Raw genomic sequence first — 25322 nt, forward strand, 5'->3', positions numbered from 1 at the left:
CTGCAGCCCGCGCCAGACGCTCAGCCTCGCCAAAATTGCCGACCTGGCTCCGGTTCTTAACGAGCTTCCGTAAGGCCGACGTGTCGCCCGCATCCGCCGCAGCCCGCGCCAGACGCTCAGCACCGACTGCATCCCCAGCTCTTTCACACGATTGAGCTAAGGTCACCAACGCTAGAGCGTTGCCAGCATTGGCCGCCTTGCGTGCTATGAGCTCAGCCTCCTCATAATCTGCAGCCTGTGCCCGCAACTTCGCCAAACTAGGCAGCGCCGCGGCGTCGCCGGCTCTTGCGGCCAAGCGGTAGAGCCTCTCGGCATCGTGCAGGTCTCCAGCCTCCTCACGTAACCAAGCCAGACTTCGTAGCGCTGTCGTATCGCCTGCGTCAGCAGCCATGCGGTAAAGCCGCTCCGCACCCTCAAGATCCCCAGCTTGCCCACGTAACCAAGCCAGACTTCGTAGCGCTGTCGTATCGCCTGCGTCAGCAGCCATGCGGTAAAGCCGCTCCGCACCCTCAAGATCCCCAGCCTTCTCACGAGACCAAGCCAGAGTTCGCAGAGCCGAAGCATTGCCAACATCAGCGGCCGTCCGTGCAAGCCGTTCCGCCCCCTCTGTGTCGTCTCTACGCTCACGCGCCTCTACAAGGTCGATCAGCAGTGCAGCGTCACCTGTAGCGGCGACTACACGAACCAATTGCTCCACTTCTTTGTGCTTCCCTGCACGCTCACGCGACCAAGCAAGATCCCCAAGGGCCAATATGTGCCCGGCATCGGCTGCCTTGCGAGCAAGACGCTCCGCGTCATCGTGATCCCCAGCCTGCTCGCGCAATCTAGCTAAGCGCAGCAGCGCTGAAGTGTTACCGGTATCCGCGCCAACACAAGCGAGCCTCTCTGCCGCTTCTCCATCCCCCATGAGCTCATGCGCTTCGACTAACTCCGCCAGGAGCGTGGCGTCTCCAGCTTCGGCGGCTGCGCCAGCCAGTCGGTCTACCTCCTCGCTATCTCCGGCCTGCGCTCGTAGTCGGGCCAGGTGCAGAAATGCCGACCTATCGCCGGATTGAGTAGCTCGATGCCACAGAGCGAAAGCGTGGCGATACCGAGCCCGACTGCGTGCCGCTCGTGCCAGCGACGTGTAGCTGCTTGAGGAACCAGCATGACGGATGGCTGCGTCCCAGAACTCAACTGGGGGACATATGAGACGGCGGTCCTGCGTACCATGCTGCTCTAAGTAGTCAGCAAGTCGATACCCTTGCTGGCGGACTTGATATTCTCCGCGGCGATTACCATCGCCGCGGGGGCGAACAGGCATCAAAGGAGCTGACACTCCACGACAGGATCGGTGATCGGTGAGATAGCTGAAGGCCTGCTGTACCCAATCTTCAGACAGCAGATTCCATTGCTCCTCGGAGAAATATCCGGCCGCGGCTTCCTCTAGGAATAGGCGCGACATGACAGGATCATGCCCGAGCCGGCGAGCATCCATCGCAGCGTGCAGCACCGCCTGGGACGGTACATCGGCCGCGTGATAACGCTCCAGCAGGGCCGGCCCTCCCGCTAGATATTGCGTCAGCTGCCCGGCGGGGGCTTTCCGTAGAGCTTCAGCAAGTCTCGGGTCCGATTCTGCGCCACGTGCAGCATCAGCCAATTCGCCAGTGCTGAAGGCGGCAGGAACACGCACAGCGGAACCGACCAACAATGTGCGCGCCTGAGCGTGTCGGTCGTTGTCATCACGGTCGGGGCCAGCCGTAAGAATATCCCAATACCGCGGCCATAGCGTGCCCAGGATTAGAATGGGCCCTCGTGCTTGAGTACGTAACAGGTCGCGAAGTCCAGCAGCAACCTGCTCGCCGACTGTGCTGACAGGCGTGAGCAGGTAGTGTTGAGCTTCATTTAGCCATATCACCGTGTAGGGACCAACTGCCTGCAGTTCAGCCAGCGCCGCCTCTGGTCGACCGGGATTGATCGGATGCCACAATCGCCATGGGTCCTCTAAAGCACGTACAGCTTCCCAACATGAACGCGTCTTACCAGTGGATGAACCGCCAACTAAGGTCAGTATCTGACTGGCGCCGTCTCGTGCTGCGGCGACTCGCTGCGTTAGTACATCATCATGGTTGCGCCGCACGTAATGAGGCAGCTCGTTATGGCTAATTACTGTAGTGCCTACGTCGATCGCTGGGTGCACTTCCAGATCCAAGGGACGTAGCTCCCGGATCGGCTGTCCCAGCCTAGGCAGGGCCAGTTCAGTAAGACAGCCTGCATCACGCTGATCGGCCGACCTGGAGGCAGACACGGACAGTGGTAGCGGACAGGTGAGCGGCCGCCCGCTTTGCGCATCATCATAGGCCCGTTTCCAGGCCACCATGGCGCCTAATACCAAGTCAGAAGAACCTCGCCTGTCGTCTTCCACTTTTCGACGGTAGGCCTGCAACAGAGGCTCAACCTGGGTATTCCAATCCGGCAGGCGGCTACGTCGCCCTCCGATGAGACCTTCCACGGTGCTCTGCGCGATGCCCGAGTGACGAGACAACCAGAGAGCAGACGGATTCCAAGCTGCCTCACGGGCCTGCTTCAGATACCCGATGAAGATCCTTTGGATCTCTTGGGCTGAGGGTTCCTGCATTGCCACACGCCCGCCTCTTCGCTGCTGAGATGACTGCGCCTAAGTCGCTGACCTGCATTTCCTCAAGATGAGAACCCTCCTGAAGGCTGCCTCACTCCCACTACCCCCGTTGATCACGTGATCAGATTGCACCCGGGGTTACCCCGGGTCACCCACATGCCGGGACGCCCCACATCCAAGGCCGCTGACATGGGACACATGCCAAGAACAACGTCGAGCCATAAACGCCAAACAGCCATTGCGGCAGCCATAGTAGGTACTCCAGCGGCATCATCGGTCGTTCACCCGACGCTCGCCATCGCCATCATCACCCTAGAAATATCTCTCTGTCTCCTGGTCATGGGTCTAGCACTGTTAGGGTCGGACCGCTTGAGTGAGCGCGCCTTCCGCTTGCTGCGCTGGATTGCCGACAAGCCCGAACCTCCCCGCCAACGCAAATAATGAACTGCATATGGCCCGCTTGAGGCCTAGGGCCCTTATGGTGAACGCTTAGGCAAGCGGCAGGTTGTCTCAGGCACCGCAGCGAGCAGTCAGGGGATTTCCATATCCTTGCACATGCCACCGCAACACCTCCCTCTCTCACGGAAATACGCACCTCAGTCCATACCTGCCACCATTTCAGCAGCACATGAAGCGTGCTCCAAGAATTCCGAGAATGCTTCAGATCCCGCGCCGGCCGCGCTCCTGAATGCCGCCAAGAACTCCGGATTGAAGGGTACATCCAACCCCTCCTCCGCCCAATCAATCCCGAACACAAGAGGCCCCGCTCTCAGCCATGCATCGATTTCATCGAACAACATACAGAGTTGGTCGAAGCTCATCTCACGATCTGGCACAAGGCAAAAGGTTGGATGCGTGCGAATATCCGAGAGCAATACTGACAGAGCCCCCACTTCGGGGATATGGAAGAAAATGGAGCCATGGGACTTATCGAAACCACCGTGAGAATACGGGTTCCTCCAGCGCTCGGCAGCATCGTGCAAGCGTTTACGATAGAGACTTGCGGGGTGATTGCTTGGGTCATTGAACACTCGATCGTACTTGTCAAATAGACGCATGCCTATAAAGTCAGTAACTAGTTCTTGCGCTGGATCGAAATCTGTAGCGGGCAGGACCAGGACAAAAAGATGCTCCAATAGGCTGAAGTACGCGCTCGTCATCGCAACGGTGCAGAAGAATCCTTCTGTCTCGATATCCATGCGGTCGAATATCTCAGCGAAGATGGCTGGCTCACCAGCTATACGTCCAGAAGAGCGTTCATGCTTGCTGGTCCCGTTGTATGTATCCGTGGCCATCTGCCGGAAGTACAAGTACATCCGCCGCAAGCTTGACATCTGATTTCTGACGGTTATACGCCCTGCGGCGACCTGCTGACGGCCGACATCTCGCAGCAGCTTATTTTCAAGGCAGCGTGATGCTACCGACAGCTTTGAGATTACCTCTTGGGAGAGCATCTCCGCAGACTCGCCAGATCTTTCTAATGACGCCTGAGCGATGTAGAGCCTGATCCCAAACTTCTCCTGCGTTAGAGCGCAGTCATGTCCGCGAAACTTGAACGGATACTCCCAGGCGAGTTTGTCAGATCTCCCGAGGTCGTGCGCACGAATCAGAAGTAGCATGACAAGGACAAGCGACCCGGGTACCGGAAGTCGTTCAGAAGCAATGGCAATCGCTACCGCCGACCGGCCGCCTCGCGCGAGGCCGATACGCTCGTCCGGCACTGCCTCGAAGTCGCGCAGAGGCGCCTCACACGACTTGAGTAGGTCCCTGACATTGGGGGCAGCGCCAGTGGGTGCAGGCTCGCCTGCTCGTGAACGCCTTCTAGTCATAGGGATATTATGAGGATCAGCGATCCTTTTTGCTCAAAATCACGAAGAAGCCAAGACTCTGCACAGCGCCTGCCTCACACCTAGTCGCCGCCCCATGGCCTTCTTGATGAAAGCGCTGCTGGAGAGCATCTGTGCTGAGCGAAGGCGAAGGGCACCGATGTGAGGCATCAGTGTGCTCCTAGTAGGCATCCGATTCGGCACAGCGTGCACAGTGGCTTCCCGTAAGCCCACGCGCCTGTTCGGCGCATGCTGTGATCAGGGGCGGGATCAGACCATGCTGATCGCACTGCTCCCCCACTGCCCTCCGATGACCACTCCTCAGGCGCCAGTCTGATCTCCTGTCCCAGGATCTGGTGGAAGAACCGGCCGAAGCAAGGGGCCTGAAAGCTTGATCACGTACCAGAGACGTACGGGTGTGCATCCATCGTTGATGTTATCGCTGGTCAAGAGCGTGATTCAGACCGGCCTCCGGAGCCGGGTGCGTAGGTTCGAATCCTACAGGGGGCACAAGATCTTGATCAGCGGTTCAGGCCGCTGACCAGCGCACACATCACAGATACGGGCGGGCCTCCAGTCTCACGGAGCCCCGCCCCTTCTCGTTAACGCTCGCGGGTTGTGGGCCAGGATCGGACTTCCATCGATCCCTAAACAGCGACGTGCCTCATGCGACCTGTGGCTTCCTCACACGCAATTGAGATCGGTAAGGGTCACGCCTCAGGGCCGGATCAACCAGATACTGACCGATGTCGGCGTCACGACGAGCCCGAAATGAGCCGTGATGTGCTGGCTGCGATGAGAACCCATGACCACAAGCGGCCCCTCTGCGGCGACGTGGCTGGCCGGCCGCGGAGTAGCCGAGCGCATGCTGAGCATCGGCATGCCCATCGACGACTGGGTGGAAGAAGTCGGGGCGCGACCTGGGACGGCTGAGGAATGCGAGCGCCTACGGCACGCGCCGGGCTCGACCATGGTGACGGTACAACGCATGTACTACTCGGGGGAGACGCGGGTCGAGACAGCCGACATCGTGGTACCGGCCGACCGGTTCACGCTGCTCTACAGCGGCATGATGGGACGCGCCTCCGGCCGCGACAAGCCATCGGTCGAGGAGAACGCCTAACCCTGTCTGGCGCCCCGGCTCCCCGGGAATCGGGGCGACCAGGTGCATGCGTGGAGTGCTGGGACACGCGCCGACATGGGCACCGTGAAAGAGTCCTTGCGGCTGAGCCGTCGATACGATCTGTAGCGACGAGCTTTCCTTGGTATTGAGGGACCGGTGTTGCGCTGGACCGAGGAGTCAATCTGTCACCGCCGGATTGCCGCAACCATCAGGGACAGGCGACCCGCTCGACGTTGCATGCGAGATCTGGACGTTCGGCCTGAACGGTGTCACGTGCCCGGACGCCGGAGACCGCCAAGTCGACGGACGACACGAGCGCGGCTGGCGGCCAGTTCCCCGCGACGCCATCCGACTCGTGCGTGGGTTGCCGATCAGCATGAACAAGTGGCGGGCCTGTCCTCCGGCATCACCGGGAAGAGTACTAGCGCACTAGGCTAAAAGATGTATCTTGACATCGCCTCGCTGTCAGAAATATGTAGATCGGCCATCGACATGAAATGTCGAGGACTCTCCAAGAGTTGCCGCTCGAACGGGACGTTAACAAGCTGAGCGGCAACGGAGATTGTCCGCAGAACCCTGTCTATTCCCTCACTTTCCCCGCCTTCCTCTATCTCGCCTTCTTCATCCTCCCATTCCTGTGCTGAGCGATCTACGGGCAGGAGATTTGCGGCCATCAACTGAGGCAGTAAAATGTCAGGAGAGCTACCCTCCCTCCCCTCTGGATCCATGATATGAAAGCCGCAGACAAGAGTCCCGTTGTCCACGTATGCGAACTTTGGTGACCCGATGATGAAGTAAACGATTATGGCAATACAGGTATCCAGGGACAGCAGGGCGGCAATCTTCTTCATATATCCCGCATGTCCCCCGCGTTCGAGCATTATTGAGCCATTCCCAGCCTCATATAGGCTTGCAATGAAGAGCTGATCTTCATCTTCCACGTCAATGATCTGCGCACTGGGAGAAGAAACCAGCGCATCCTTGACCACGTCAGCAGGCTTGTCGGCGATGAAGGTGAGACAGAAGCCCTCAATCCAGCAGTGGCTGAACTCATCTGCGAACCATCGATAGTTGCCACCGGCCACCGGCCACCTCACCTCTGATTAAAGTCGGATATGCTGGAAGTTCCGCACCTTGACACGTTACTTCCAGCATATCGCAAGTGCGACTATAGCGACTCGATTGGCCTCTCAGTCGCCATTAGCAGAAAAGGATAGACCGCTCTTATAGAGCCACAGCGTATCATTGTCCAGAATTCGTTCATTTCCGAGCCAAACACCCAGACGGCCGATCCCCATCAGCCGTTCTGTTGACCGTCGATTACCAGAACCGACCAGTTGTTCGAAAGCTTTCCATTGCCAAGCGCGGACACGGCTCCAGAAGACTGCCAGGTCGGCGTGGATCCACGTTCCGTGGCGGCTCGCCCTCCGTGGACCGTGATCGATGTCGAGTGGGACCGTCTTCAGTCGCGCAGGCCCACCACGGGCACGGCTGCCAGTACAGGCTGATCCGCCATGGGCGTCCGGCTGCCCTTGGTCACGATGCCTGCCTCCGCGCAGGGTCGCCCATCTTCCCGAGCAGTACGCCATGCGCGTGTTCTCAACTCGGAAGACGCCAGTGGCAGACCTCGCCGTTGATGCACAACTCAGTTGTCGTGTCGCGAGGGTTCGGCGGCTTGACGGACACCTTTTCACCCCACCCCTGGTACTGGGTGTCGACGGAGAAGGTTCTGCCCACCAATTCATCAAGGCCGCCGGCGAGGGTGTACCTGCTCTGCACTCTGCTGATCGATCCCGTCGGGGTGAGCGTGAGGGTGTAGGAGACTTTCGTACCGACGAGGCCCCACGAACCCTGGGTGGAATGGCCGAACCAGACGGAGCGAGCCTTGCCGAGCTGCTTGAAGGTGATCACGCCGGTGACGCTGGTCCCGTTCCTGTGGCCGTTCTTCAGCAGGGCCGCCACGGTGGCCGGCTCTGTCGGATTGAGAAGCTGCTCATCGTATCCGAGCAGCTCGGTGTGCCAGAGGTACAACCGGTGAGAGTTCTCCCACCAGACCTTGCCGTCTTTCAGCCACTTCCCGATGAGCCCACCGGACTGGTAGCTGGTGCCGCCGGGCTCGTGATTGAAACCAATGCCGCGTTCGGTTCCATGAGCGCCTCCGGTCGTGGTGACGTCCAACGCCTTGACGCCTCCGTTGGGCGCGTTGAATTCGAAGGCGCCTTCACGTCGGCGTTCAGTGACTTTCTTCGTGCCCTTCGAGACGATGGCAGTTTCGGTGAAACGCACGCCGTGTCCGCTTGCCAGAACGCTTTTCAGTGCCTGGACGGGATCTCGGGAGACTTCTCGCTCCGAGGAAGCCTGGGCTGGAGCAATCCCTGCCAGCAGAGCACCGCAGGCCACCAACGTCATGAGCGTGTTTCTCATGATGAAGAGAATGCCTCCATCAGGACACGCGCGGAACACGGACCGGATGCGACTGCCGAAACGCGACGGGGATGCTGGTGGACGTGCTGGGTTCGGGGCGCCGATCGCCTTGAGGTCTTGCCCTTCTCCGCAAAGCGGGACACAGCGGGAGGTCCATGTCAGTATGACCATGGGTCCCCTCCGAGGAGTGTCCGATGTGTGACGATGCGTTGCTTCCTGGCCCTGTATCCGCTGCCCTGGCTGACTACCGCGCGCTCCGTGACGCGCACGGTCCCTGTTGGGGCGAACCGTCTCTGTCCTACGTCGTCCAGGCATGGGCGACCGTCTTCCTCGACCGCCGCTACGACTTCTACAACACCGGCCTGCGCCAGCTGGCCGGACGCCACCCCGACGTGCCCCCCGCCGAGCTGGAGGATCACCTCGGCGAGGTGGACCCCGACCGGGTGGTGCGTGACGCGCTCGCCGGCGACGTCGTGGACAACCTGCCCGTGCTGCGCCTGACGCCCGGCGGCTGCGCGGTGGAGGCAGTCACGCGCATCGTGCTGGAGGGCGAGCCGTTCCGTACGGCGTTGTTGCTCGACTCCAGCCGGGACGAACCGGTCACCGTGCTCGTGGACGGCACCCGGTACACGGTGGAGGCGCGCGGGGCCAAGGTGGTCGAGGTCGCCGAGTCCGTCGTCGTCGACGGGCGGGCGGTCGACCTGGCGCCGCTGAGCAGGCGGGTGGCGGCGGCCGGTGTGCGATTGCGCGCGGGGTTCCCGTGCCGGTGGAGCGTGACGAGCGCGAACGGCCAGGGCTGGTACCCCGGCGGCGCGCCGCCCAAGCTGGACGCGCACCGCCGGCCGTTCTTCCACGGCGACGACCTCGTGGTCCCCGTCCCCGCCGAGCCCGTCACCGTGACCGTGGCCAGGGGGATGGAGTACGGCACCGCCGACGTGACCATCACTCCGCAGGCCGGCGCGGAGACGCTGGTGGAGCTGGCGCCCGAACGGCTGTACGACGCGGCCGCCCGCGGCTGGTACGGCGGCGACCTGCACGTGCACCTCAACTGGATGGGCGAGGAGCCCGCGGCGCCCGAACTGGCCGCCGCCGCGCAGCTCGGCGAGGACCTCCACGTGCTCAACCTGGTGGCGGGCAACGTGGCGAGCGAGCGCGTCTACGACGTGGAGGCGCTGGAGCAGTGGGTGGGCAAGGATTTGCCGTGGTCCGACGCCCGGCACGTGGCCAGGATCGGCGTCGAGTACCGCAACGACGTGCTCGGCCACTGCACGGCGTTCGGGCTGCGCGGGCTGCCGGGCCGCTACCACACGGGCTTCGGCGGCACGGCCGACTGGCCGCCCAACGCGGCGGCGTGCGAGGAGCTGAGTGCGCTCGGCGGGATCGTCTCCTACGGTCACCCGTTCCACACCGCGTTCGGCGACGACGACCCGCCGGACGTCGTACTCGATCGCGGGCGGTCCTGCGCGGCCAGGGAGATCGTGGCCGACGCCGCGCTGGGCCTGATCGACTCCCTTGACGTGCTCAACCACTCCTCCGTCCTGGCCACGGCGGCCGTGTACCGCCGTCTCATCGGCGCGGGCAACATGCTGGCGGTGACGGCGGGGACCGACGCCGTGCTGTCCTTCTGCCGCCGCGGCACCGCCTCCGCCCCGCCCGGCTGGGAGCGGGTGTACGCCAACGTCGCCGGCCCCCTCACCGCCGAGTCCTACGCCGAGGCGATCCAGCTCGGGCGTACGTTCGCCACCACCGGGCCGTGGCTGGAGCTCACGGTGGACGGGCACGGCCCCGGCGACACGCTGGAGCTGCCGCCGGGCCAGGAGGTGGAGATCGTGGTCTCCACGATCGGGCCGGAGGTCGAGGAACTGGAGATCCGCACCGCTGCCGGCGTGCTCGCGCAGGGGCCACCCGGGCGGCTGGTCGCCACGCTGACGGCGGACGAACCGACGTACGTGGTGGCTGTGGCGACCGGCGGGCCGCATCCGCGCTCCCAGCACCGGCGCGGCGCCTACGCCCACACCAGCCCCGTGTACCTGGACGTCGCCGGCGGCCACGTGGCCAGGGAGGCGGACGTGCGCTGGTGCCTGGCCTGGCTGGACCGGCTGGAGTCGATCCTGCGCGAGTCCGGCCGCTTCGACACCCCCGCCCAGGTGGACGACCACCTGGCCCTGTACGAGCGAGCCAGACAGGTCTACCGCAACCGCCTGCCCTGACGTCGCCTCTCAGGAACACGCCCGGCGGTCGCAGAGGCGGGTGTCACCTCGGCATCCTGGCGGTGACCGCTTCGAGCGCCTTCCCGGCCGCGATGAGCTCCTTCATGGACGTGATGAAGAGGTCACCGTTCTCGTCCCCCAGGCCCTTACGGCAGTTCCGGCCTCCGTTGCCGGCCTGGGTGATGAACGTCCGCCAGAAAACCTGGGTCGCGGGGTCGGGGGCGGCGAAGTAGCGGCCCGCGTCTCGGGCGATCTCCTCCATGTGAGCGCACAGGGGGCCGAAGATCGCCTGGTCGACGGAGCCGCGCCCGGTCTGGGCGGCGTCGTTCAGGCTCTTGGAGAGACGTGCGACATCGGCCCTGTAACGTTCGCGGAGATCCCATCCGCCGTGCGCCCACCAGGCCTTCACCTGCAGCTGCCGGATCTCGGCGGACGCCGCCGCATCGTCGAGGCCCACCACCCGCTGGACCTGGGACAGGGTGGCAGGTCCTGGCGATTCCTGCTGTGCGGCCGCCACGAGGGGTGCCGTCACGGCCGCCGCGCAGAGCACGACCGTGCCGGCCCGCCGCGCGACGAGCCGGCCGCTCGGCCGCGGGCCGGGAGGGAGCTCGCGCGGAGGGAGCTCGCGGGCAGGGAGCTCGCGGGCAGGGAGCTCGCGGGGCGCGCTTCGGGTCTGGGACCGCAGCCTCCGGGCCACCGACACGATGCCGGCCGCGATGCCGGCCACGATGCCGGCCGTCAGGACGGCGGCAACCGCGGCGAGCACGAGAACGTACCCCATGATGTTCTGCACGAGCGTCCAAGCAGGGTCCGGCAGCCAGTGGCAGCGCACCGCCATCGTGTTGAGCGGCGGGAAACAGCCGTCCGCGGCGGCGAGCACGAAGCGGCCGGCCAGGCCGCCCAACGCCACGACCTCGGCGGTGATCAGCGCGACGAGCAGCCGGTAGCGGTCCGCCGCAACGCTCGCGACGGCGGCTGCCGCCGCGGCCGCAGCCACCAGGGCCACGAGCGTCCACGCCTGGTAGACCAGGGCGTAGAGGCCTCCCCGTTCCGCCGGCGGAGGCTGCCAGGTGTGCATGTATCCCATCACGATGGCCACGGCGGTCCAGCCCGTCAGCACCCCCAGCAGGACGACCGACAGCAGCCGCCACCGGGGCGGCACCCCCTCGTCCGGCGCCTCCCACCGGCCGGGGTCGGGCAAGGAGCCGAGCGTCCACAAGGGTGGAGCGGTGGCCGGGCGGAACGTCCAGGTGAGCAGGGGCACCGCCCACAGGGCCATGACCGCGGAGAGGACGAGTGGCGTGTCGAGGCTGGTCAGGACCGGCCACACCGCGCCGATCGCGGACTGCACGGCCGGATGCTCGGCCGGCGAGGCGCCGTACAGGTCCCGCAGGATCAGGCGCATCCCGGCGGGGTCGACCGTTCCGGTGCTCGCCAGCAGCGCGCCTTCGCTCTGCCACCACACGTACCACGAGAACAGCACCAGCCACGCGGCCGCGAGCCCCAGCAGCATGGCCGGCCGGATCGTACGCCCCGGCCAGGCCCTGACCCACAGTTCGGCGCATTGGGCGGTCCACCAGGCGAAGGCCACCCCGGCGCACAACACCAGCGCCAGAACCAACGGGTGGTCCGGCAACCACCGCAGGACCGTCATCCGGTTCAGCACCAGTTCGCCGGCCACTCCACCGGCTCCCAGCCACAGCCCCGCGCGCACACCGGACGGCGCACGACGCCCGGTCAGCACCGCGTGGACCACGGCACGCCACAGCGCGATCCCGGCCACGCCGGTGACCAGACCCGCCACCAGCAGGGCCGGCAGCCGGCCCATCCAGGTGCCGCTCGCGACGAGCGGCAGGTAGTCCGCCACCTGGACGTCGATGAGCGGAGCGGCGGCCCCGGTCAGGAACATGGGCAGCGCCTGCACGCCGAACAGCGCCGCCGGGTCGGTGACGGCGTCCCGGCGCAGCGTCCAGCGCGGGTGCATGCGCCACAGCTCGGCGAAGGAGCCGAGCGCCCGCCGCAGCCGGCCCGTGGCGGGGGCAGGCGCCGTGAACGCCAGGGAGCGCAGGTCGGCGCCCCAGCGCGTGGCGGCGAGGTCGGCGTGGATCTCCCGGCTGCGCAGCACGTCCGAGCGGGCGAGATAGACCAGGAGGATCATGCAGACCGGCAGCAGCAGGCTCCGGGTGGTGAACGCCGTCTCGCCGGGCCAGAACGGCGACCGCGCGGAGGCAGGGATCGCCGTGAGGTACCAGACGACGTACGGGATGAGCACGAGGACGACGAACACCCGCCACACGACGACGGTGGCGTAGGTGATGGTGAGGTCGCGGTTGCGGATGTGGGCGAACTCGTGCATCGCCCTCGCGCGGAAGCCGTCGGGATCGGTGGTCCTGCGGGCGAGCAGCCCGCCGTGCAGGCACACGATCGGGCGGCGGTCGCTGCCGAACACCACGGCGTCGGTCGTGACCGCCGTCGGGTCCACGACGATCCTCGGCACGCGGGCCAGGCCGGCCACGGCGGCGAGCTCCGCCATCCTGCGCCCGATCTCGCCGTCGTGGTCGATCGTGTCCAGCGGTACGAGGCGGCGCCGCCGGATCTTCCAGTGCGGCAGGCACCGGAACAGCGCCACGGCCACCGCCGCCACCAGGACGAGCCCCAGAAGGGGCAGCCACCAGGGCGCCGCGGGCTCGTAGCGATCGACGCAGGCCCAGTAGGCGTCGTGGGACGCGATGATCCGCGCGGAGACGGCCCGGTCGGTGCCCCGGGTGGGATCGCCGCCGGCGGCGAGCAGACAGCCGTATCCGTAGCCGCCGTAGTATCCGCGGGCCACGATCTGCATCATCGAACCGCTGCTCACCAGCAGCAGAGTCAGCAGCAGCACGAAACGCACGGTCGTGCCCGCGCCCATCGCCCGCTCGTCGATCCGCGGGGCGGAGGCCGTGGCCCGCATCACTGGTTCTTCGTCAGCGGGGCGCCGTCGTCAGGGCCGTCCGGTTCAGGTGCGGCCAGTGCGAGCCTGCCCACCACGGCGTCGGCGATGAGCCGGGCGCGACTGTCATCGAGCCCGTGCTCCACAGCGGTCTCCAGCACCCTGCGGTGGACCTGGGCGAGCTCGTCACGGGACAGGTCAGGGACGAAGACGGCCGCTGCCGGCCTTCGGAAGACCTTGCGCAGCACGGTCTTGGTTCGCGCCGCCGCGCCGTCCACGGCGGCGGTCCCCGCCCGCCGGGCGGCCTCGTCGATCACGAGCCACACCACCGGAGTCACCAGGGCCGCGATCTCGCCCAGGCCGAAACCCAACGGCTCACGCCGGGTGCCCCGCCGGCCCAGCCGCCGGATCACGAGGCCGTCGTCGAGCCCGGCCAGCCCGTCCACGAGCAGGAGTTCCTCCGGGGCGGTCGCCGCCACCACATCGCGCACGACGTCGCGGACCCTGGTCGTCGCCGCCCTGCTCGTAGGACCGCCGTTGCCGGGCGAAGCCGTTCCAGGATTCATGACGCCCCTCTCCGCATCGCGTTCTGTGACGCACTCGCCACGCTGTGCAGGATCTCCATCCTCACGGAAGGAGTTCGGGCGATGGAGGTGAACGCGGAAAACGGCATGAATGACGTGTCCGGGAACGGCTCCCTCGTCAGGGCGTCATTCGCGCAGGAAGGCCAGGAGGGAGGCGGCGAGTTCGTCCGGGGCCTCTTCGGCCACGTGGTGGCCGCTGTCGATCGGGTGGCCGGTCACGTCGTCGGCCCAGGTGCGCCAGATCGCCAGCGGGTCGCCGTACAGGTCCTCCATGTCGTCCTTGGACGTCCAGAGGAACAGGGTGGGGCAGGTGAGGCGGCGGGAGGCGGCACGGTCGGCGTCGTCGGCCGCGCGGTCCACGGTCAGGCCGGCGCGGTAGTCCTCGCACATCGCGTGGACGGTCGCCGGGTCGTGGATGGCCCGGCGGTAGTCCTCGTACGCCTCCTGGCCCATCTGCTCGGCGCTGCCCTGGTACCAGGCGTCGGGGTCGGCGTTGATGACGCGTTCGGCGGGTTTGGCGGTCTGGCCGAGGAAGAACCAGTGCCACCAGGCCGCCGCGAAGCGGGCGTCGGCCCTGGCCAGCGCCTCGCCGATGGGGATGCCGTCCATCACGACCAGGCGGGTGACGGCGTCCGGGTGGTCGGCGGCCACGCGGTGGGCGACGTAGGCGCCGCGGTCGTGGCCGGCGACGGCGAAGCGTTCGTGGCCCAGCGAGCGCATGAGGGCGACCATGTCGCGGGCCATGGCGCGTTTGGAGTAGGGGGCGTGGTCGGGGGTGGTGGGCGGCTTGCCGGAGCGGCCGTACCCGCGCAGATCGGGGCAGACCACCGTGTGGTGGGGGGCCAGGAGGGGCGCGACGCGGTGCCAGGTCGCGTGGGTGCGGGGGTGGCCGTGGAGCAGCAGGAGGGGCGTGCCGGTGCCGCCGTACCGGACGAACAGCTCGGTCTCGCCTACGTCGATCATGCCGGCCGTGAAGTCGTCGAACATCGGCCCCCTCTACCCGGGACCGTCTTGGATCAACACCGGCGTTCCGCCGCATCAAGGGACGTTCTAGGATCGGGCCATGCCTTTGACCGTGGACGACGTCGACCGGTTCGTGGCCGCCAGACCCCGCCTGGAGGCCATCGCCTACCGCCTGCTCGGCTCGGCCGCGGAGGCCGAGGACGCCGTGCAGGAGACGTTCCTGCGCTGGCAGTCCGCCGACGCCGGCCACATCGAGGTGCCCGAGGCGTGGCTGACGAAGGTGCTCACCAACCTGTGCCTCAACCAGCTCGGCTCGGCGCGGGCCCGCCGCGAGACCTACGTCGGGGAATGGCTGCCCGAGCCGCTGCTCGCCGGCGACCCGATGCTCGGCCCGGCCGAGACCGCCGAGCAGCGTGAGTCGGTCTCGTACGCCGTCCTCACGCTGATGGAACGCCTGTCCCCCAGCGAGCGGGCGGTCTACGTGCTGCGGGCCGCCTTCGACCACTCCCACCGGGAGATCGCCGAGATCCTCGACATCACCGAGTCGGCCAGCCAGCAGATCTTCCACCGCGCCAAGAAGCACGTCGCCGACGGCCGGGCCCGCACCGAGGTCGACGAGGCCGCCGCCCGGCGGATCGTCGAGGAGTTCCTGGCCGCCGCCACCAGCGGGCAGACCGAGCCGCTGGTACGCCTGCTCACCGAGGACGCCGTCGCGATCGGCGACGGCGGCGGGAAGGTCCCGGCCCGCGCCAAGGCGTTCGTGGGCGCCGTCGCGGTCGCCAAGTTCCTGTGGGGCCTGGTCAAGCCCGGCAAGGCCAAGCGGGCCATCATCGGCGGCTCGCCCGAGATCTACCCCTGGACGGCCAACGGCGAGCCGGCCGTCGTCGCCGTCCTGGACGGCCGGGTCGTCTGCGTCATGTGCCTGGAGGTCACCGCGGAGGGCATCGCCGCGTTCCGCAACCAGGTCAACCCCGACAAGCTGGACCGCGCGACCGCGCGCTGGGCGGCCAGCGACCACGGGGAGCCGGTGTTCAGAGCCTTCTGAGACGCGGTGTGACACGGTGTGACGCGCTTCACACCGTGATCCTGTCAGGAAAGCGCGGGCCGTCCGGTTCAGGTGGCGAACCCGCGTCAGACAGGAGCGAGGAAATGCAGCACCGCATCATCGTCCTCGGAGCCGGCTACACCGGAGCCGTCGCCGCCGGCCGCCTGGCCAGGCAGCTGAGCCGCGAGGACGTCGCCATCACCCTCGTCAACGCCGAGCCCGACTTCGTGGAGCGCGTCCGGCTGCACCAGGTGGCGACCGGGCAGGACCTCAGGCCCAGGCCGTTCCGCGAGATGTTCGCCGGCACCGGCGTCGAGCTGCGGCTCGGGACGGTCACCGGCCTCGACGCCGACCGCGGGACCGTCACCGTCACCGGCGCGGACGGCGCCGAGGAGCTGGCCTACGACACGCTGGTCTACGCGCTCGGCAGCGGCTGGAACGCCGAGGGCGTGCCCGGGACCGCCGAGCACGCCTACGACATCGCCGGCCGGCCGGGGGCGCTGCGGCTGCGCGAGCGGCTGGCCCGGCTCGACGCCGGTCAGCGCGTGGTCGTCGTCGGCGGCGGGCTCACCGGGCTGGAGGCCGCGGCCGAGATCGCCGAGGCCCGTCCCGACCTCGACGTCGCTCTCGCCGCCCGCGGCGCTCTGGGCGACTGGCTCTCGCCGAAGGGCCGCGCGCACGTGCGCAAGGTCCTGGACGGTCTCGGGGTGAGCGTGCACGAGCACACGGTCGTCACCGGGGTCGAGGCCGACCGCGTCACCACCGACGGCGAGCCCATCCCGGCCGAGGTGACCGTCTGGACGGCCGGCTTCGCCGTGCACCCGATCGCGCGCGCGACCACCCTGGAGGTCGCCGGCACCGGCCAGATCGTGGTCGACGGGACCATGCGCTCGGTCTCGCACCTGAACGTGTACGCCGTCGGCGACGCCGCCATGGCGATGGGCCCCGGCGGCAAGCCGCTGCGCATGTCGTGCGCGTCGGGCATCCCGACCGCCTGTCTGGCCGCCGACTCGATCGCGGCCCGGCTGACCGGCGGGAAACTGCCGAACACCACGCCGCACTACTTCAACCAGTGCGTCTCGCTGGGCCGGGGCAACGGCCTGATCCAGTTCGTCACCGCCGACGACCGCGCCCTGCCCAGGGTGCTGACCGGGCGGGTCGCCGCCGTCTACAAGGAGCTGATCTGCAAGAGCGCCGCCTGGGGCGTCGCCAACCCGATGATGGGCAAGCCGGCCCGGCGGCGCCGCGTCGTCCGCCCGAACGCCCCGGCCGGCCCCGCCGCCGCCAGGGCGCGTGCGTGACGACGGACGGCCCGGCGCACCCGGCGGCGGGCCCCCGTCAGGGGGTCGTGAGCACGACGAGCTGCCGGGTCGCTCGGGTCATCGCCACGTAACGGTCGACAGCGCCCTCGACGCCCCCGCCGCCCCCGCCGCCCTCGCCGCCCTCGCCGAACCGGTCCGGATCGACCAGGACGACCAGGTCGAACTCCAGCCCCTTCGACAGCTCCGGCGTCAGCGACCGGACCCGGGGCCGCTCCCGGAAGGCCGGGTCCCCGATCACGCAGGCGATCCCCTCGGGGTTCGCGGCGAGCCAGGCGTCGAGGATCGCGTCCAGCTCGGCGACCGGCCCGCGCGTGACCGGGATGCCGCTCTCCCGGATGGAGACCGGCACGTTGGCGTCCGGCAGGGCGGCCCTGATGACCGGCTCGGCCTCGGCCATGATCTCCGCCGGGGTCCGGTAGTTGACGCTCAGGCCGGCCAGCTCGACACGGTCGATGCCGACCCGGGCGAGCCGTTCCGCCCACGACTCGGTGAACCCGTGCCTGGCCTGGGCGCGGTCGCCGACGATGGTGAAGCTCCTGGACGGGCAGCGCAGCAGCAACATCTGCCATTCCGCGTCGGTCAGCTCCTGGGCCTCGTCCACGACGACGTGCGCGAACGGCCCGGCGAGCAGGTCCGGCTCGACGGTGGGCAGCTCCGACTCGTCCACCAGGTTGCGCTGGAGGTCCGCCCGGCGGAGCTGGGTCACCAGGCCCTCGCCGTCGTCGTCGGCCTCGATCAGGTTGTCGACGACCTGGGCCATGCGCTCGCGCTGGACGGCCAAGGCGGCCTCCTGCCGGCGCTGCCGGCGGGACGCCTCCGGGTCGCCGAGGCGCTGGCGGGCCGCGTCCAGGAGCGGCAGGTCGGAGACCGTCCAGGACTGCGCGTCGGCGCGCTGGAGCCGCCGGATCTCCTCCGGGGCGAGCCAGGGGGCGCACAGCCGCAGGTAGGCGGGGACCGTCCACAGGTCGCCGACGAGGTCGGCGGGCTCGATCAGCGGCCAGGCGCGGTTGAAGGCGGCCAGCAGCTCCCGGTTCCCCCGCAGCGACCTGCGCAGCAGCTCCGGCGAGACGACGTCCTCGCCGTGCCGGTCGTGCGGGTCGTGCTTGTCGTGCTTGTCGTGCTTGTCGATGAGGATCGTGAGCAGTTCCTCCCAGATCTGGTCGCGGGCCTCGTTGTGCGGGGTGCCGGGGTCGGGGGCCTGGAACGCCTCGATCCAGTCCTCGGCGCTCAGCCAGACGTCCGACCAGTGCGTGCTGACCGTCATGCCCTTCGCGGGCGGGTTCTCGTAGAACCGGACGGCCGGCTCGATCGCCTTCACCATGTCGGCGGACGCCTTCAGCCGCGCCACCTCCGGGTCCCGCTCGGGGGCCGCCGCCGCCCCCTCGGGCACGAGGTCGCGCAGGGTGCAGGTCCGCACGCCGTCCTCCCCCAGGCTGGGCAGCACGTCGGCGACGTAGGCCAGGTAGGGCTGGTGCGGGCCGACGAACAGCACGCCGCCCTTGTTGTGGCCGAGCCGGGGGTCGGAGTAGAGCAGGTAGGCCGAGCGGTGGAGGGCGACGACGGTCTTGCCGGTGCCGGGGCCGCCGTCCACGACGAGGGCGCCGCGGGAGCCGGCCCGGATGATGGCGTCCTGGTCGGCCTGGATGGTGCCGAGCACGTCGCGCATCCTGGACGAACGGTTGCCGCCGAGGCTGGCGATGAAGGCGGACTGGTCGTCGAGCGCGGCGTGGCCGTCGAAGCCGTCGGGGGTGAACACCTCGTCCCAGTAGTCGCTGATCCGGCCGCGGGTCCAGCGGTACCGGCGGCGGCTGGCCAGGCCCATGGGGTTGGCGTGGGTGGCGCCGAAGAACGGCTCGGCCGCGGGCGAACGCCAGTCGAGCAGCAGGCGGCGGCCGTCTTTGTCGGTGAGGCCGAGCCGTCCGATGTACACCGGTTCGGGGTGGTCGGCGGTGACCATGTGGCCGAGGCACAGGTCCAGGCCGAAGCGGCGCAGCGTCCGCAGGCGGGCGGACAGGCGGTGGATCTCCAGGTCGCGGTCGAGCGCCTGCCGGCCCTTGCCGCCGGGGGCCATGCGTTCGGCGTCGAGGCGGGCGGACAGGTCGGCGATCGACTGCTCCAGGCTCTCGGCGAGGGCCGCGAAGTGTCGCTCGTCGACGGCGATCAGCGCCGGGTCGGCCTTGGCGGCGAGGTTGCCGGGCAGGTCGAACACGCCGGTGGTCAGGGGATTCATGTATGTGGCTCCGCAACGAGGTCGGTCTTCGCGTGGCAAGGCTTCTGGCCTCGGCGGACGATTCTGCGCCACGACGGGGGTCTTGCCGCAAGCCCCCCGGTGCGCTATACGTTAAGAGTGGAAAGGAGTAGAAGCTCCTTTTTCTGCCACTTTGCTCCGCGACACAGGCCCTGCCCCGGCGATGCCGGCTTCGCTTCGCGGTCCAGGCTTCGCTTCCCGGTCCAGGCTTCGCTTCCCGGCACGGCGGAACCGGGGTGACCCGCCCGTGACGGGCGGATCACCGGTCGAGCGTCACCAGTCGCCGTCGCCGCCCTCGTCCTCGTCGCCCTCGAAGATCTCCTCGACGATCTCGCCCGCCACCAGGCCGCCGACCACGCCGGCGGCGCCGGCCGCGGCCACCGCGCCCCAGCCCGGCCCGCCGTGGTGCTGCTCGTGATGGCCGTAACCATGGTGACCGTGGTGGTCGCCGTACCCGTGGTCGCCGTGGCCGTGGTGGTCACCGTGCCCGAAGCCGCCGTGGGCGTGCGCGGCCAGGCCGGACAGCCAGCGGTCGAGCTCGGCGGCCCAGTCCGTCTGCAGGGCGTCGGCGTGGCTGACGGTGAAGCGGCCGATCGCGTCGCCGGAGTAGCGGCCGGCCCGCTTGTCGGCCTCCAGGACCACCTCCAGCCCCGCCGGGTCGGCCACGAAGGTCACTTCGAGCTCGCCGAGCACGCCGGCGTACCGGCCGGCCGGGTAGAACTCGATCTCCTGGTAGAACGGCAGCTCCTGGCGCACGCCGTACAGGCGGCCGGCCTCCAGGTCGGCGGACTTGAACGCGAAGCCGAGCTGCAGCAGCGCCTCCAGGATGCGCAGCTGGGAGGGCAGCGGCTCGACCGCGACCTCGTCGAGGTCGCCCTTGTCGACCGCCTTGGCGATGGCGAGCTCGGTGCGCACGCCCAGCGCCATGCCGTGCAGCGGCTGCCCGCCGATCTGGCTGATCGGCGCCTCCCACGGCACGCCGAACTGGAACGGGATGGTGCGCTCCTCGCCCTGACGCAGCACGAACGGCCCCGACACCTGGACGCGGGAGAACTCCCCCGCCCCCGCGTGCTCGCCGTCGCCGTGCTCGAACTCCACGCGGGCGACCAGGCCGAGGGTGACGTGCTCGATCTCGGCGTCGAAGTCGCCGCCCTTGAGCCGCACCTCGCCGGACAGCGTGCCGCCCGGCTGGACGCGCGGTGTCGCCAGAACGGTGTCCACCGAAGGCGCGCCGACGCCGAAGGCACCCAGCATGCGTTTGAAGACCACGGCTTGTTCTCCCTGTCGAAGATCGAATGTGTGCAGCCGACCCGCACAACGATCTCCGTCCGGCCCCGGTTCCGACCATGCCGAAAACGTCATGCCGAAAACGTCTGCCGCGCAGGGGGCGGGAACGGCGGGATCCCGGAGTGCGGCGCGTTCGCCGCTCTCCGGGATCCCGGCGCGTTCCGCTCTACCGGACGCTGCGTCTGCCGTAGAGGCCCGCCGCCAGGGCCACCCCCAGACCGGCGAGGACCACCTGGATGACCAGTTCGATCCAGTCGATGCCGCGCGTGTCCGCGACGCCGACCGCGGCGGCGATCGCGGTGCCGATGAGGGCGGCGACGATGCCGATCACGATGGTGAGCCAGATGGGGATGCTCTGACGGCCCGGCACGACCAGCCGGCCGAGGACGCCGATGACGAGCCCGATGATGAGGGCGGAGATGATGCCGGTGACTTCCACGCTTCACACTCCCGTTCTGCCGCGCCGGGTGTCGCCACCCCTCGTGGGGGAGGAGTGCCCCCGGCCTGACAGGGCCATTGCTTCCCAGCAGCATCACGAAGAAACCGCACCACTCAGCCTGATATCGGTTCATGACGGACGGGTTCCATGGAGGTGTGCCGTTCGCGGTGGTGGCGCGGGCGGCCTCGCGGTGCCTACACTGCGGGCACACCCCACGAACAGCAGACGCGAACGAACGGCGCACCGAACCCCCCTCAGGAGCCCTTTGTGACCGTCAGACGAATCGTGCTGCACGCCCTGCTCGCCGTGACGACCGCCACCGCGGTCACTGCCGCCGCTGCCGTCACGACGACCGCCGCGACGCCGGCGAACGCCACGGCCTTCACCCTCACCAGCACCGCCTTCCCCCAGGGCGGGATCATCCCGAAGGTGCACGAGTGCACCAGCGGCGGCCAGACCGACCCCGGCCGGCGCAACGAGTCACCGCCCCTGACCTGGAGCGGCGGCCCGGCGGGGACCCGCGGCTACGCCCTGGTGATGCGGGACCTCGACAACAACAACCTCATCCACTGGGTGATCTACGACATCCCGGCGGACGTGACCTCGCTGCCGCAGAACGTCGAGCACGCCTATCGTCCCGCGGCCCCCGCCGGGGCCCGGCAGATCTACTACCGCGGCAGCGCCAGCCTGTACGGCTACCAGGGGCCGTGCTCCCCCTGGTCGGTCAACACCTACCAGTTCACCGTGCACGCCCTCGACCGGGCCGCCCTGACCGAACTGGGCTCCGGTTCGTCCACGACGACCGCGGCGAGGGTGATCTCCAGCGCGTCCCTGGGGACGGCCGTGCTGTCCGGCGAGTCCTGAACGTTCAGGAGCGCCAGGTCCAGCCCGGCAGACCCGGCGCCGGCCCGGCCGGACGGCGAGGCCCGGCGGTGAGGCCCCGGGCGGGCGGCACCGCCGGGCAGTGGGCGCCGGGGGCGGGCAGGGCCAGCGTGGTCAGGTAGCGGTCCACGGCCCCGGTCAGGCAGGGGCTGCGGCCGTAGGCGCCGTGGCCCCAGCCGTCGTACGTCAGCAGCCGGGCCTCCCGGCCGATCTGGCGGGCGGTGCTCAGCGCCCACGGGTAGCCGGTCGCCGGGTCGTGCAGGCCGTTGACGAGCAGCAGCGGCGGCGTGCCCGAGACGCGCAGCCGGTGTTGCGGGTCGGGGATCGGCGTGGGCTGGCCCAGGCAGGCGACGGTGAGCGAGACCGAGATCGGGCTCATCCGCATGTCGGGCGCGATGGCCGCCAGCCGCCGCAGGTGCCGGTCGAAGGCCCGCTGGTCGCGTACGGGAAGCAGGTAGTCCTGGCAGATCACCTGCGTGACGTCGTTGAACACCTCCTGGTCAGGGCCGGGCGGCGCGAGCGGCGGCACGGCGGCGGAGCCGGCGTCGAGGTCGCGCAGGAACGTGGCCAGGCCGGCCCAGTCGGGGGCGTAGAAGGTGCTGAACGTCAGGTAGAGCAGCGTCGACGGGGTGAGCGGGCCGTCGGGCAGGCGCAGCTCGCCGCGTCCGGCCCGGGCCAGCAGGTCTTTCAGCAGCGCCCGCACGTCGCGTCCGCGCAGCACGCAGGCGGGGGCCGTCGCGCACCATGAGACGAACGCGTCGAAGGAGTCCTGGGTGGTCCAGGTGTCGGTGTCGAGCATCTCGGCGGTGCCGAGGCTGTGGTCCATGTTGCTGTCCAGGGCCAGCGCGCGGACCCGCCCGGGGAAACGTTCGGCGTAGAGCTGGCCGATGAGGGTGCCGTAGGAGATGCCGTAGAAGGTGAGGCGTTCCTCGCCGAGCGCCGCCCGCAGCGCCTCCAGGTCGCGGACGACGGACGCGCTGTCCACGTGGTCGTAGAGCGGCCCGGTACGGGCCCGGCAGTCCTGCCGGTAGCGGGCGTTGTACGCCAGCCGCCGGTCGAAGCCCGCCTGGTCGCGCGTCAGCGGGTCGGGGGCCTGCCGGGCCAGCGGCAGCGAGCAGAGCACCGGATGGCTGCGGGCGACGCCGCGCGGGTCGAAGCCGACCACGTCGAAGCGGGCCGTCAGCTCCGGGCTGAGCCGCAGGGCGTCGCGCAGGACGGCGTCCACGCCCGAGTTGCCGGGGCCGCCCGGATTGATCACCAGGGAGCCGATCCGGGCGGCGGGATCGGTGGCCGGACGCCGCGCCACGGCCAGGTCGAACGCCGGACCGCCGGGGCGGGCCCAGTCGACCGGCAGGGTGAGCCGGGCGCACTGGGCGGCCGGGTCCTCCGGGCACGGGGACCAGCCGGCGCCCGGGGTGGCGGCGGCGGGCGGTAACGGGACGAGCACGGCCACGAGGAGGGCCAGTGCCGCAAGGATCGGTCGCAGCATGAGATGTCCCATCGGGTCGGGGGGTGACACCGATCATGAGCTTCCGGCGGCTCCCCCGGTACCCCCGGGTCACGCCTTGGGATCCCCGCGGTCAGCCGAGGGCGCGGTCGAGGTTGAAGGCGGCGCTGATCAGGGCCAGGTGGGTGAACGCCTGCGGGAAGTTGCCCTGCTGCTCGCCCGTACGGCCGATCTCCTCGGCGTACAGGCCGAGGTGGTTGGCGTAGGTCAGCATCTTCTCGAAGGCCAGGCGGGCCTCCTCCACCCGGCCGGCGCGGACCAGCGCCTCGACGTACCAGAAGGAGCAGATGGAGAACGTGCCCTCCTGGCCGCGCAGGCCGTCGGGGCTGGCGTCCGGGTCGTAGCGGTAGACCAGCGAGTCGGACACCAGGTCGGCGGTGAGCGCGTCAAGCGTGGACAGCCACTTCGGGTCGGTGGGCGAGACGAACTTGGCCAGCGGCATCATCAGCAGCGCCGCGTCGAGCACGTCGCCGTCCTCGTGCTGGACGAACGCCTGCCGCACGTCGGACCAGCCGTGGGCCATGATCTGCCGGTAGAGGTCGTCGCGCGCCCGGCGCCAGTGGGGGATGTCGGCGGGCAGGCCGCGGCGGGCGGCCATGCGCATGGCGCGTTCGATGGCGACCCAGCACATCAGCCGGGAGTACAGGAACTTCTTGCGCCCGCCCCTGGTCTCCCAGACGCCCTCGTCGGGCTGGTCCCAGTTGTCGCAGACCCAGTCGACCAGGGCGCAGACGGCGTCCCAGTGGTCGCTGGAGATGGGCTTGCCCCATTTGTCGTAGAGGTAGACGGAGTCGAGCAGGGCGCCGTAGATGTCGAGCTGGAGCTGGCCGGCGGCGGCGTTGCCGACGCGTACCGGGGCCGAGCCGCGGTAGCCCTCCAGGTGGTCGAGCTGCCGTTCGGGCAGGTCGGTGCGGCCGTCGATGCCGTACATGATCTGGAGGGGGCCGTTGGGGCCGGCGGGGCACAGGCTGACGTGCCGGGTCAGGAACGACATGAACGCCTCGGCCTCGCCGGTGAAACCCAGCCGGAGCAGGGCGTAGACGCAGAAGGCGGCGTCGCGGACCCAGAGGTAGCGGTAGTCCCAGTTGCGCTCGCCGCCGATCAGCTCGGGCAGGCTGGTGGTCGGGGCGGCGACGATCGCGCCGGTCGGCGCGTACGTCAGCAGCTTGAGCGTCAGGGCCGAGCGGTGGACCATCTCCCGCCACCTGCCCCGGTAGCGGGAGGCCGACAGCCACTTGCGCCAGAACGCGACCGTGGCGGTCAGCTCCTCCTCCGCCTCGACGTGCGGGCAGCCGCGGGGCGGGATCTCGGCCTCGACCCGGTCCAGCGCGAAGACCTCCGACTCGCCCTCCACGAGGGTGAAGCACGCCCGCACGTCCCGGCCGTCGCACTCGACCGGCACGGTGGCGCTCAGCGCGAGCGTCAGGTCGGCGGACTCGAAGACGGTCAGGCCGTCGGCCTCGCGCACGACGTGCGGCTGGGCCCCGTAGCCGAAGCGGGGGGCCACCCGCGCGTGGAACGGCAGCGAGCCGCGCACGCAGAGCACCCGGCGGATCAGCCGCTGCCGGCCGCTGCCGCCCGGCTCGCCGATGATCGGCATGAAGTCCTGGATCTCGCCCACCCCGCTCTCGGTGAAGAAGCGGGTGATGAGCACGTTGGTGTCGGGGAAGTAGAACTGCTTGGTGCGCGCCGGCACGTCGGTGGCCAGCTCGAACGCCCCGCCGCGGTCGGCGTCGAGGATCGCGGCGAACACGCTGGGCGAGTCGAAGGCCGGGCAGCAGTACCAGTCGATGGTGCCGTCGGTGCCGACCAGGGCCACGCTGCGCAGATCGCCGATGAGGCCGTGCTCGGCGATCGGCAGGTAGCGGTCACCGTCTGCTCCACCCATCGCAGCAGTTCTCCCTGGTCAGGGCGGT

At 68.7% G+C, this 25322-nt stretch carries 17 protein-coding genes; 5 read left to right on the forward strand and 12 right to left on the reverse strand.

What is annotated here, in order from left to right; translation table 11 throughout:
- Positions 1 to 1969 (reverse strand): tetratricopeptide repeat protein (locus tag ACFYYW_RS07900; protein ID WP_387646314.1); only part of this gene is annotated, 1969 nt, incomplete at its 3' end.
- 1244 nt (positions 1970 to 3213) lie between these two features.
- Complete coding sequence (locus ACFYYW_RS07905; RefSeq protein ID WP_387646316.1) at positions 3214 to 4071, reverse strand: hypothetical protein; 858 nt, start codon at positions 4069 to 4071, stop codon at positions 3214 to 3216.
- 1237 nt (positions 4072 to 5308) lie between these two features.
- Here ACFYYW_RS07905 and ACFYYW_RS07910 point away from each other — a divergent pair.
- A complete protein-coding gene (locus ACFYYW_RS07910) occupies positions 5309 to 5566 on the forward strand; it encodes a UTRA domain-containing protein (RefSeq protein ID WP_387646319.1) in 258 nt (85 codons plus the stop codon).
- Positions 5567 to 6000: 434 nt separating this feature from the next.
- Here ACFYYW_RS07910 and ACFYYW_RS07915 read toward each other — a convergent pair whose 3' ends face one another.
- On the reverse strand, positions 6001 to 6651 hold the full coding sequence (locus ACFYYW_RS07915; protein WP_387646322.1) for a DUF6461 domain-containing protein: 651 nt from the start codon (positions 6649 to 6651) through the stop codon (positions 6001 to 6003).
- 514 nt (positions 6652 to 7165) lie between these two features.
- Entirely contained in the window at positions 7166 to 7990 is an 825-nt protein-coding gene (locus ACFYYW_RS07920) for a hypothetical protein (RefSeq protein ID WP_387646324.1), read from the reverse strand.
- 194 nt (positions 7991 to 8184) lie between these two features.
- Between ACFYYW_RS07920 and ACFYYW_RS07925 the strand changes: the two genes are divergently transcribed.
- Complete coding sequence (locus ACFYYW_RS07925) at positions 8185 to 10200, forward strand: CehA/McbA family metallohydrolase (RefSeq protein WP_387646326.1); 2016 nt, start codon at positions 8185 to 8187, stop codon at positions 10198 to 10200.
- A gap of 43 nt (positions 10201 to 10243) precedes the next feature.
- Here the strand turns inward: ACFYYW_RS07925 and ACFYYW_RS07930 are convergent, their stop codons facing one another.
- From ACFYYW_RS07930 to ACFYYW_RS07940, 3 genes are all read right to left on the reverse strand, one after another.
- The gene (locus tag ACFYYW_RS07930; protein ID WP_387646328.1) at positions 10244 to 13150 is read right to left on the reverse strand and encodes a M48 family metalloprotease; all 2907 of its coding nucleotides are present in this window, start codon (positions 13148 to 13150) and stop codon (positions 10244 to 10246) included.
- Entirely contained in the window at positions 13150 to 13695 is a 546-nt protein-coding gene (locus tag ACFYYW_RS07935) for a hypothetical protein (protein WP_387646330.1), read from the reverse strand. Before ACFYYW_RS07935 ends, ACFYYW_RS07930 begins: the two co-directional genes overlap by 1 nt.
- A 144-nt stretch (positions 13696 to 13839) precedes the next feature.
- Positions 13840 to 14700 (reverse strand): alpha/beta fold hydrolase, encoded by an 861-nt coding sequence (locus ACFYYW_RS07940; protein WP_387646333.1) that lies wholly within the window; start codon positions 14698 to 14700, stop codon positions 13840 to 13842.
- A gap of 76 nt (positions 14701 to 14776) precedes the next feature.
- On the opposite strand from ACFYYW_RS07940, the gene ACFYYW_RS07945 reads away from it, so the two are divergent.
- Together ACFYYW_RS07945 and ACFYYW_RS07950 are read left to right on the forward strand one after the other, a co-directional pair.
- Entirely contained in the window at positions 14777 to 15721 is a 945-nt protein-coding gene (locus ACFYYW_RS07945; protein WP_387646335.1) for an RNA polymerase sigma-70 factor, read from the forward strand.
- 104 nt (positions 15722 to 15825) lie between these two features.
- Positions 15826 to 17022 (forward strand): NAD(P)/FAD-dependent oxidoreductase, encoded by a 1197-nt coding sequence (locus tag ACFYYW_RS07950; RefSeq protein ID WP_387646338.1) that lies wholly within the window; start codon positions 15826 to 15828, stop codon positions 17020 to 17022.
- 37 nt (positions 17023 to 17059) lie between these two features.
- Here the strand turns inward: ACFYYW_RS07950 and helR are convergent, their stop codons facing one another.
- The 3 genes from helR to ACFYYW_RS07965 all read right to left on the reverse strand — a co-directional run bounded on the left by helR (position 17060) and on the right by ACFYYW_RS07965 (position 21017).
- Entirely contained in the window at positions 17060 to 19273 is a 2214-nt protein-coding gene (helR, locus tag ACFYYW_RS07955) for an RNA polymerase recycling motor ATPase HelR (protein WP_387646340.1), read from the reverse strand.
- 291 nt (positions 19274 to 19564) lie between these two features.
- Positions 19565 to 20560, reverse strand: a complete 996-nt coding sequence (locus ACFYYW_RS07960; protein WP_387646343.1) for a sporulation protein — start codon at positions 20558 to 20560, stop codon at positions 19565 to 19567.
- A 184-nt stretch (positions 20561 to 20744) separates the two neighbouring features.
- Entirely contained in the window at positions 20745 to 21017 is a 273-nt protein-coding gene (locus ACFYYW_RS07965) for a GlsB/YeaQ/YmgE family stress response membrane protein (protein ID WP_352319599.1), read from the reverse strand.
- A gap of 267 nt (positions 21018 to 21284) precedes the next feature.
- On the opposite strand from ACFYYW_RS07965, the gene ACFYYW_RS07970 reads away from it, so the two are divergent.
- Positions 21285 to 21881 carry a YbhB/YbcL family Raf kinase inhibitor-like protein gene (locus tag ACFYYW_RS07970; RefSeq protein WP_387646346.1) on the forward strand — a complete coding sequence of 199 codons (597 nt, stop codon included), beginning with the start codon at positions 21285 to 21287 and terminating at the stop codon, positions 21879 to 21881.
- A gap of 4 nt (positions 21882 to 21885) precedes the next feature.
- On the opposite strand, the gene ACFYYW_RS07975 is transcribed toward ACFYYW_RS07970, so the two are convergent.
- Together ACFYYW_RS07975 and ACFYYW_RS07980 are read right to left on the reverse strand one after the other, a co-directional pair.
- A complete protein-coding gene (locus ACFYYW_RS07975; RefSeq protein WP_387646349.1) occupies positions 21886 to 23388 on the reverse strand; it encodes an alpha/beta hydrolase in 1503 nt (500 codons plus the stop codon).
- Between the two features lie 91 nt (positions 23389 to 23479).
- Positions 23480 to 25294 carry a glycoside hydrolase family 15 protein gene (locus tag ACFYYW_RS07980; RefSeq protein ID WP_387646351.1) on the reverse strand — a complete coding sequence of 605 codons (1815 nt, stop codon included), beginning with the start codon at positions 25292 to 25294 and terminating at the stop codon, positions 23480 to 23482.
- Positions 25295 to 25322 lie beyond the last annotated feature (28 nt).

It is taken from the genome of Nonomuraea sp. NPDC001831 (genome assembly GCF_042892035.1).
Classification (GTDB): Bacteria; Actinomycetota; Actinomycetes; order Streptosporangiales; family Streptosporangiaceae; genus Nonomuraea.

Coding starts and splice junctions, on each gene's coding strand:
- ACFYYW_RS07945 (WP_387646335.1), top strand. CDS start 14,777: ATGCCTTTGACCGTGGACGACGTCGACCGGTTCGTGGCCGCCAGACCC.
- ACFYYW_RS07980 (WP_387646351.1), bottom strand. CDS start 25,294: ATGGGTGGAGCAGACGGTGACCGCTACCTGCCGATCGCCGAGCACGGC.
- ACFYYW_RS07905 (WP_387646316.1), bottom strand. CDS start 4,071: ATGCTCTCCCAAGAGGTAATCTCAAAGCTGTCGGTAGCATCACGCTGC.
- ACFYYW_RS07975 (WP_387646349.1), bottom strand. CDS start 23,388: ATGCTGCGACCGATCCTTGCGGCACTGGCCCTCCTCGTGGCCGTGCTC.
- ACFYYW_RS07910 (WP_387646319.1), top strand. CDS start 5,309: ATGCTGAGCATCGGCATGCCCATCGACGACTGGGTGGAAGAAGTCGGG.
- ACFYYW_RS07940 (WP_387646333.1), bottom strand. CDS start 14,700: ATGTTCGACGACTTCACGGCCGGCATGATCGACGTAGGCGAGACCGAG.
- ACFYYW_RS07950 (WP_387646338.1), top strand. CDS start 15,826: ATGCAGCACCGCATCATCGTCCTCGGAGCCGGCTACACCGGAGCCGTC.
- ACFYYW_RS07920 (WP_387646324.1), bottom strand. CDS start 7,990: ATGAGAAACACGCTCATGACGTTGGTGGCCTGCGGTGCTCTGCTGGCA.
- helR (WP_387646340.1), bottom strand. CDS start 19,273: ATGAATCCCCTGACCACCGGCGTGTTCGACCTGCCCGGCAACCTCGCC.
- ACFYYW_RS07935 (WP_387646330.1), bottom strand. CDS start 13,695: ATGAATCCTGGAACGGCTTCGCCCGGCAACGGCGGTCCTACGAGCAGG.
- ACFYYW_RS07925 (WP_387646326.1), top strand. CDS start 8,185: ATGTGTGACGATGCGTTGCTTCCTGGCCCTGTATCCGCTGCCCTGGCT.
- ACFYYW_RS07930 (WP_387646328.1), bottom strand. CDS start 13,150: ATGCGGGCCACGGCCTCCGCCCCGCGGATCGACGAGCGGGCGATGGGC.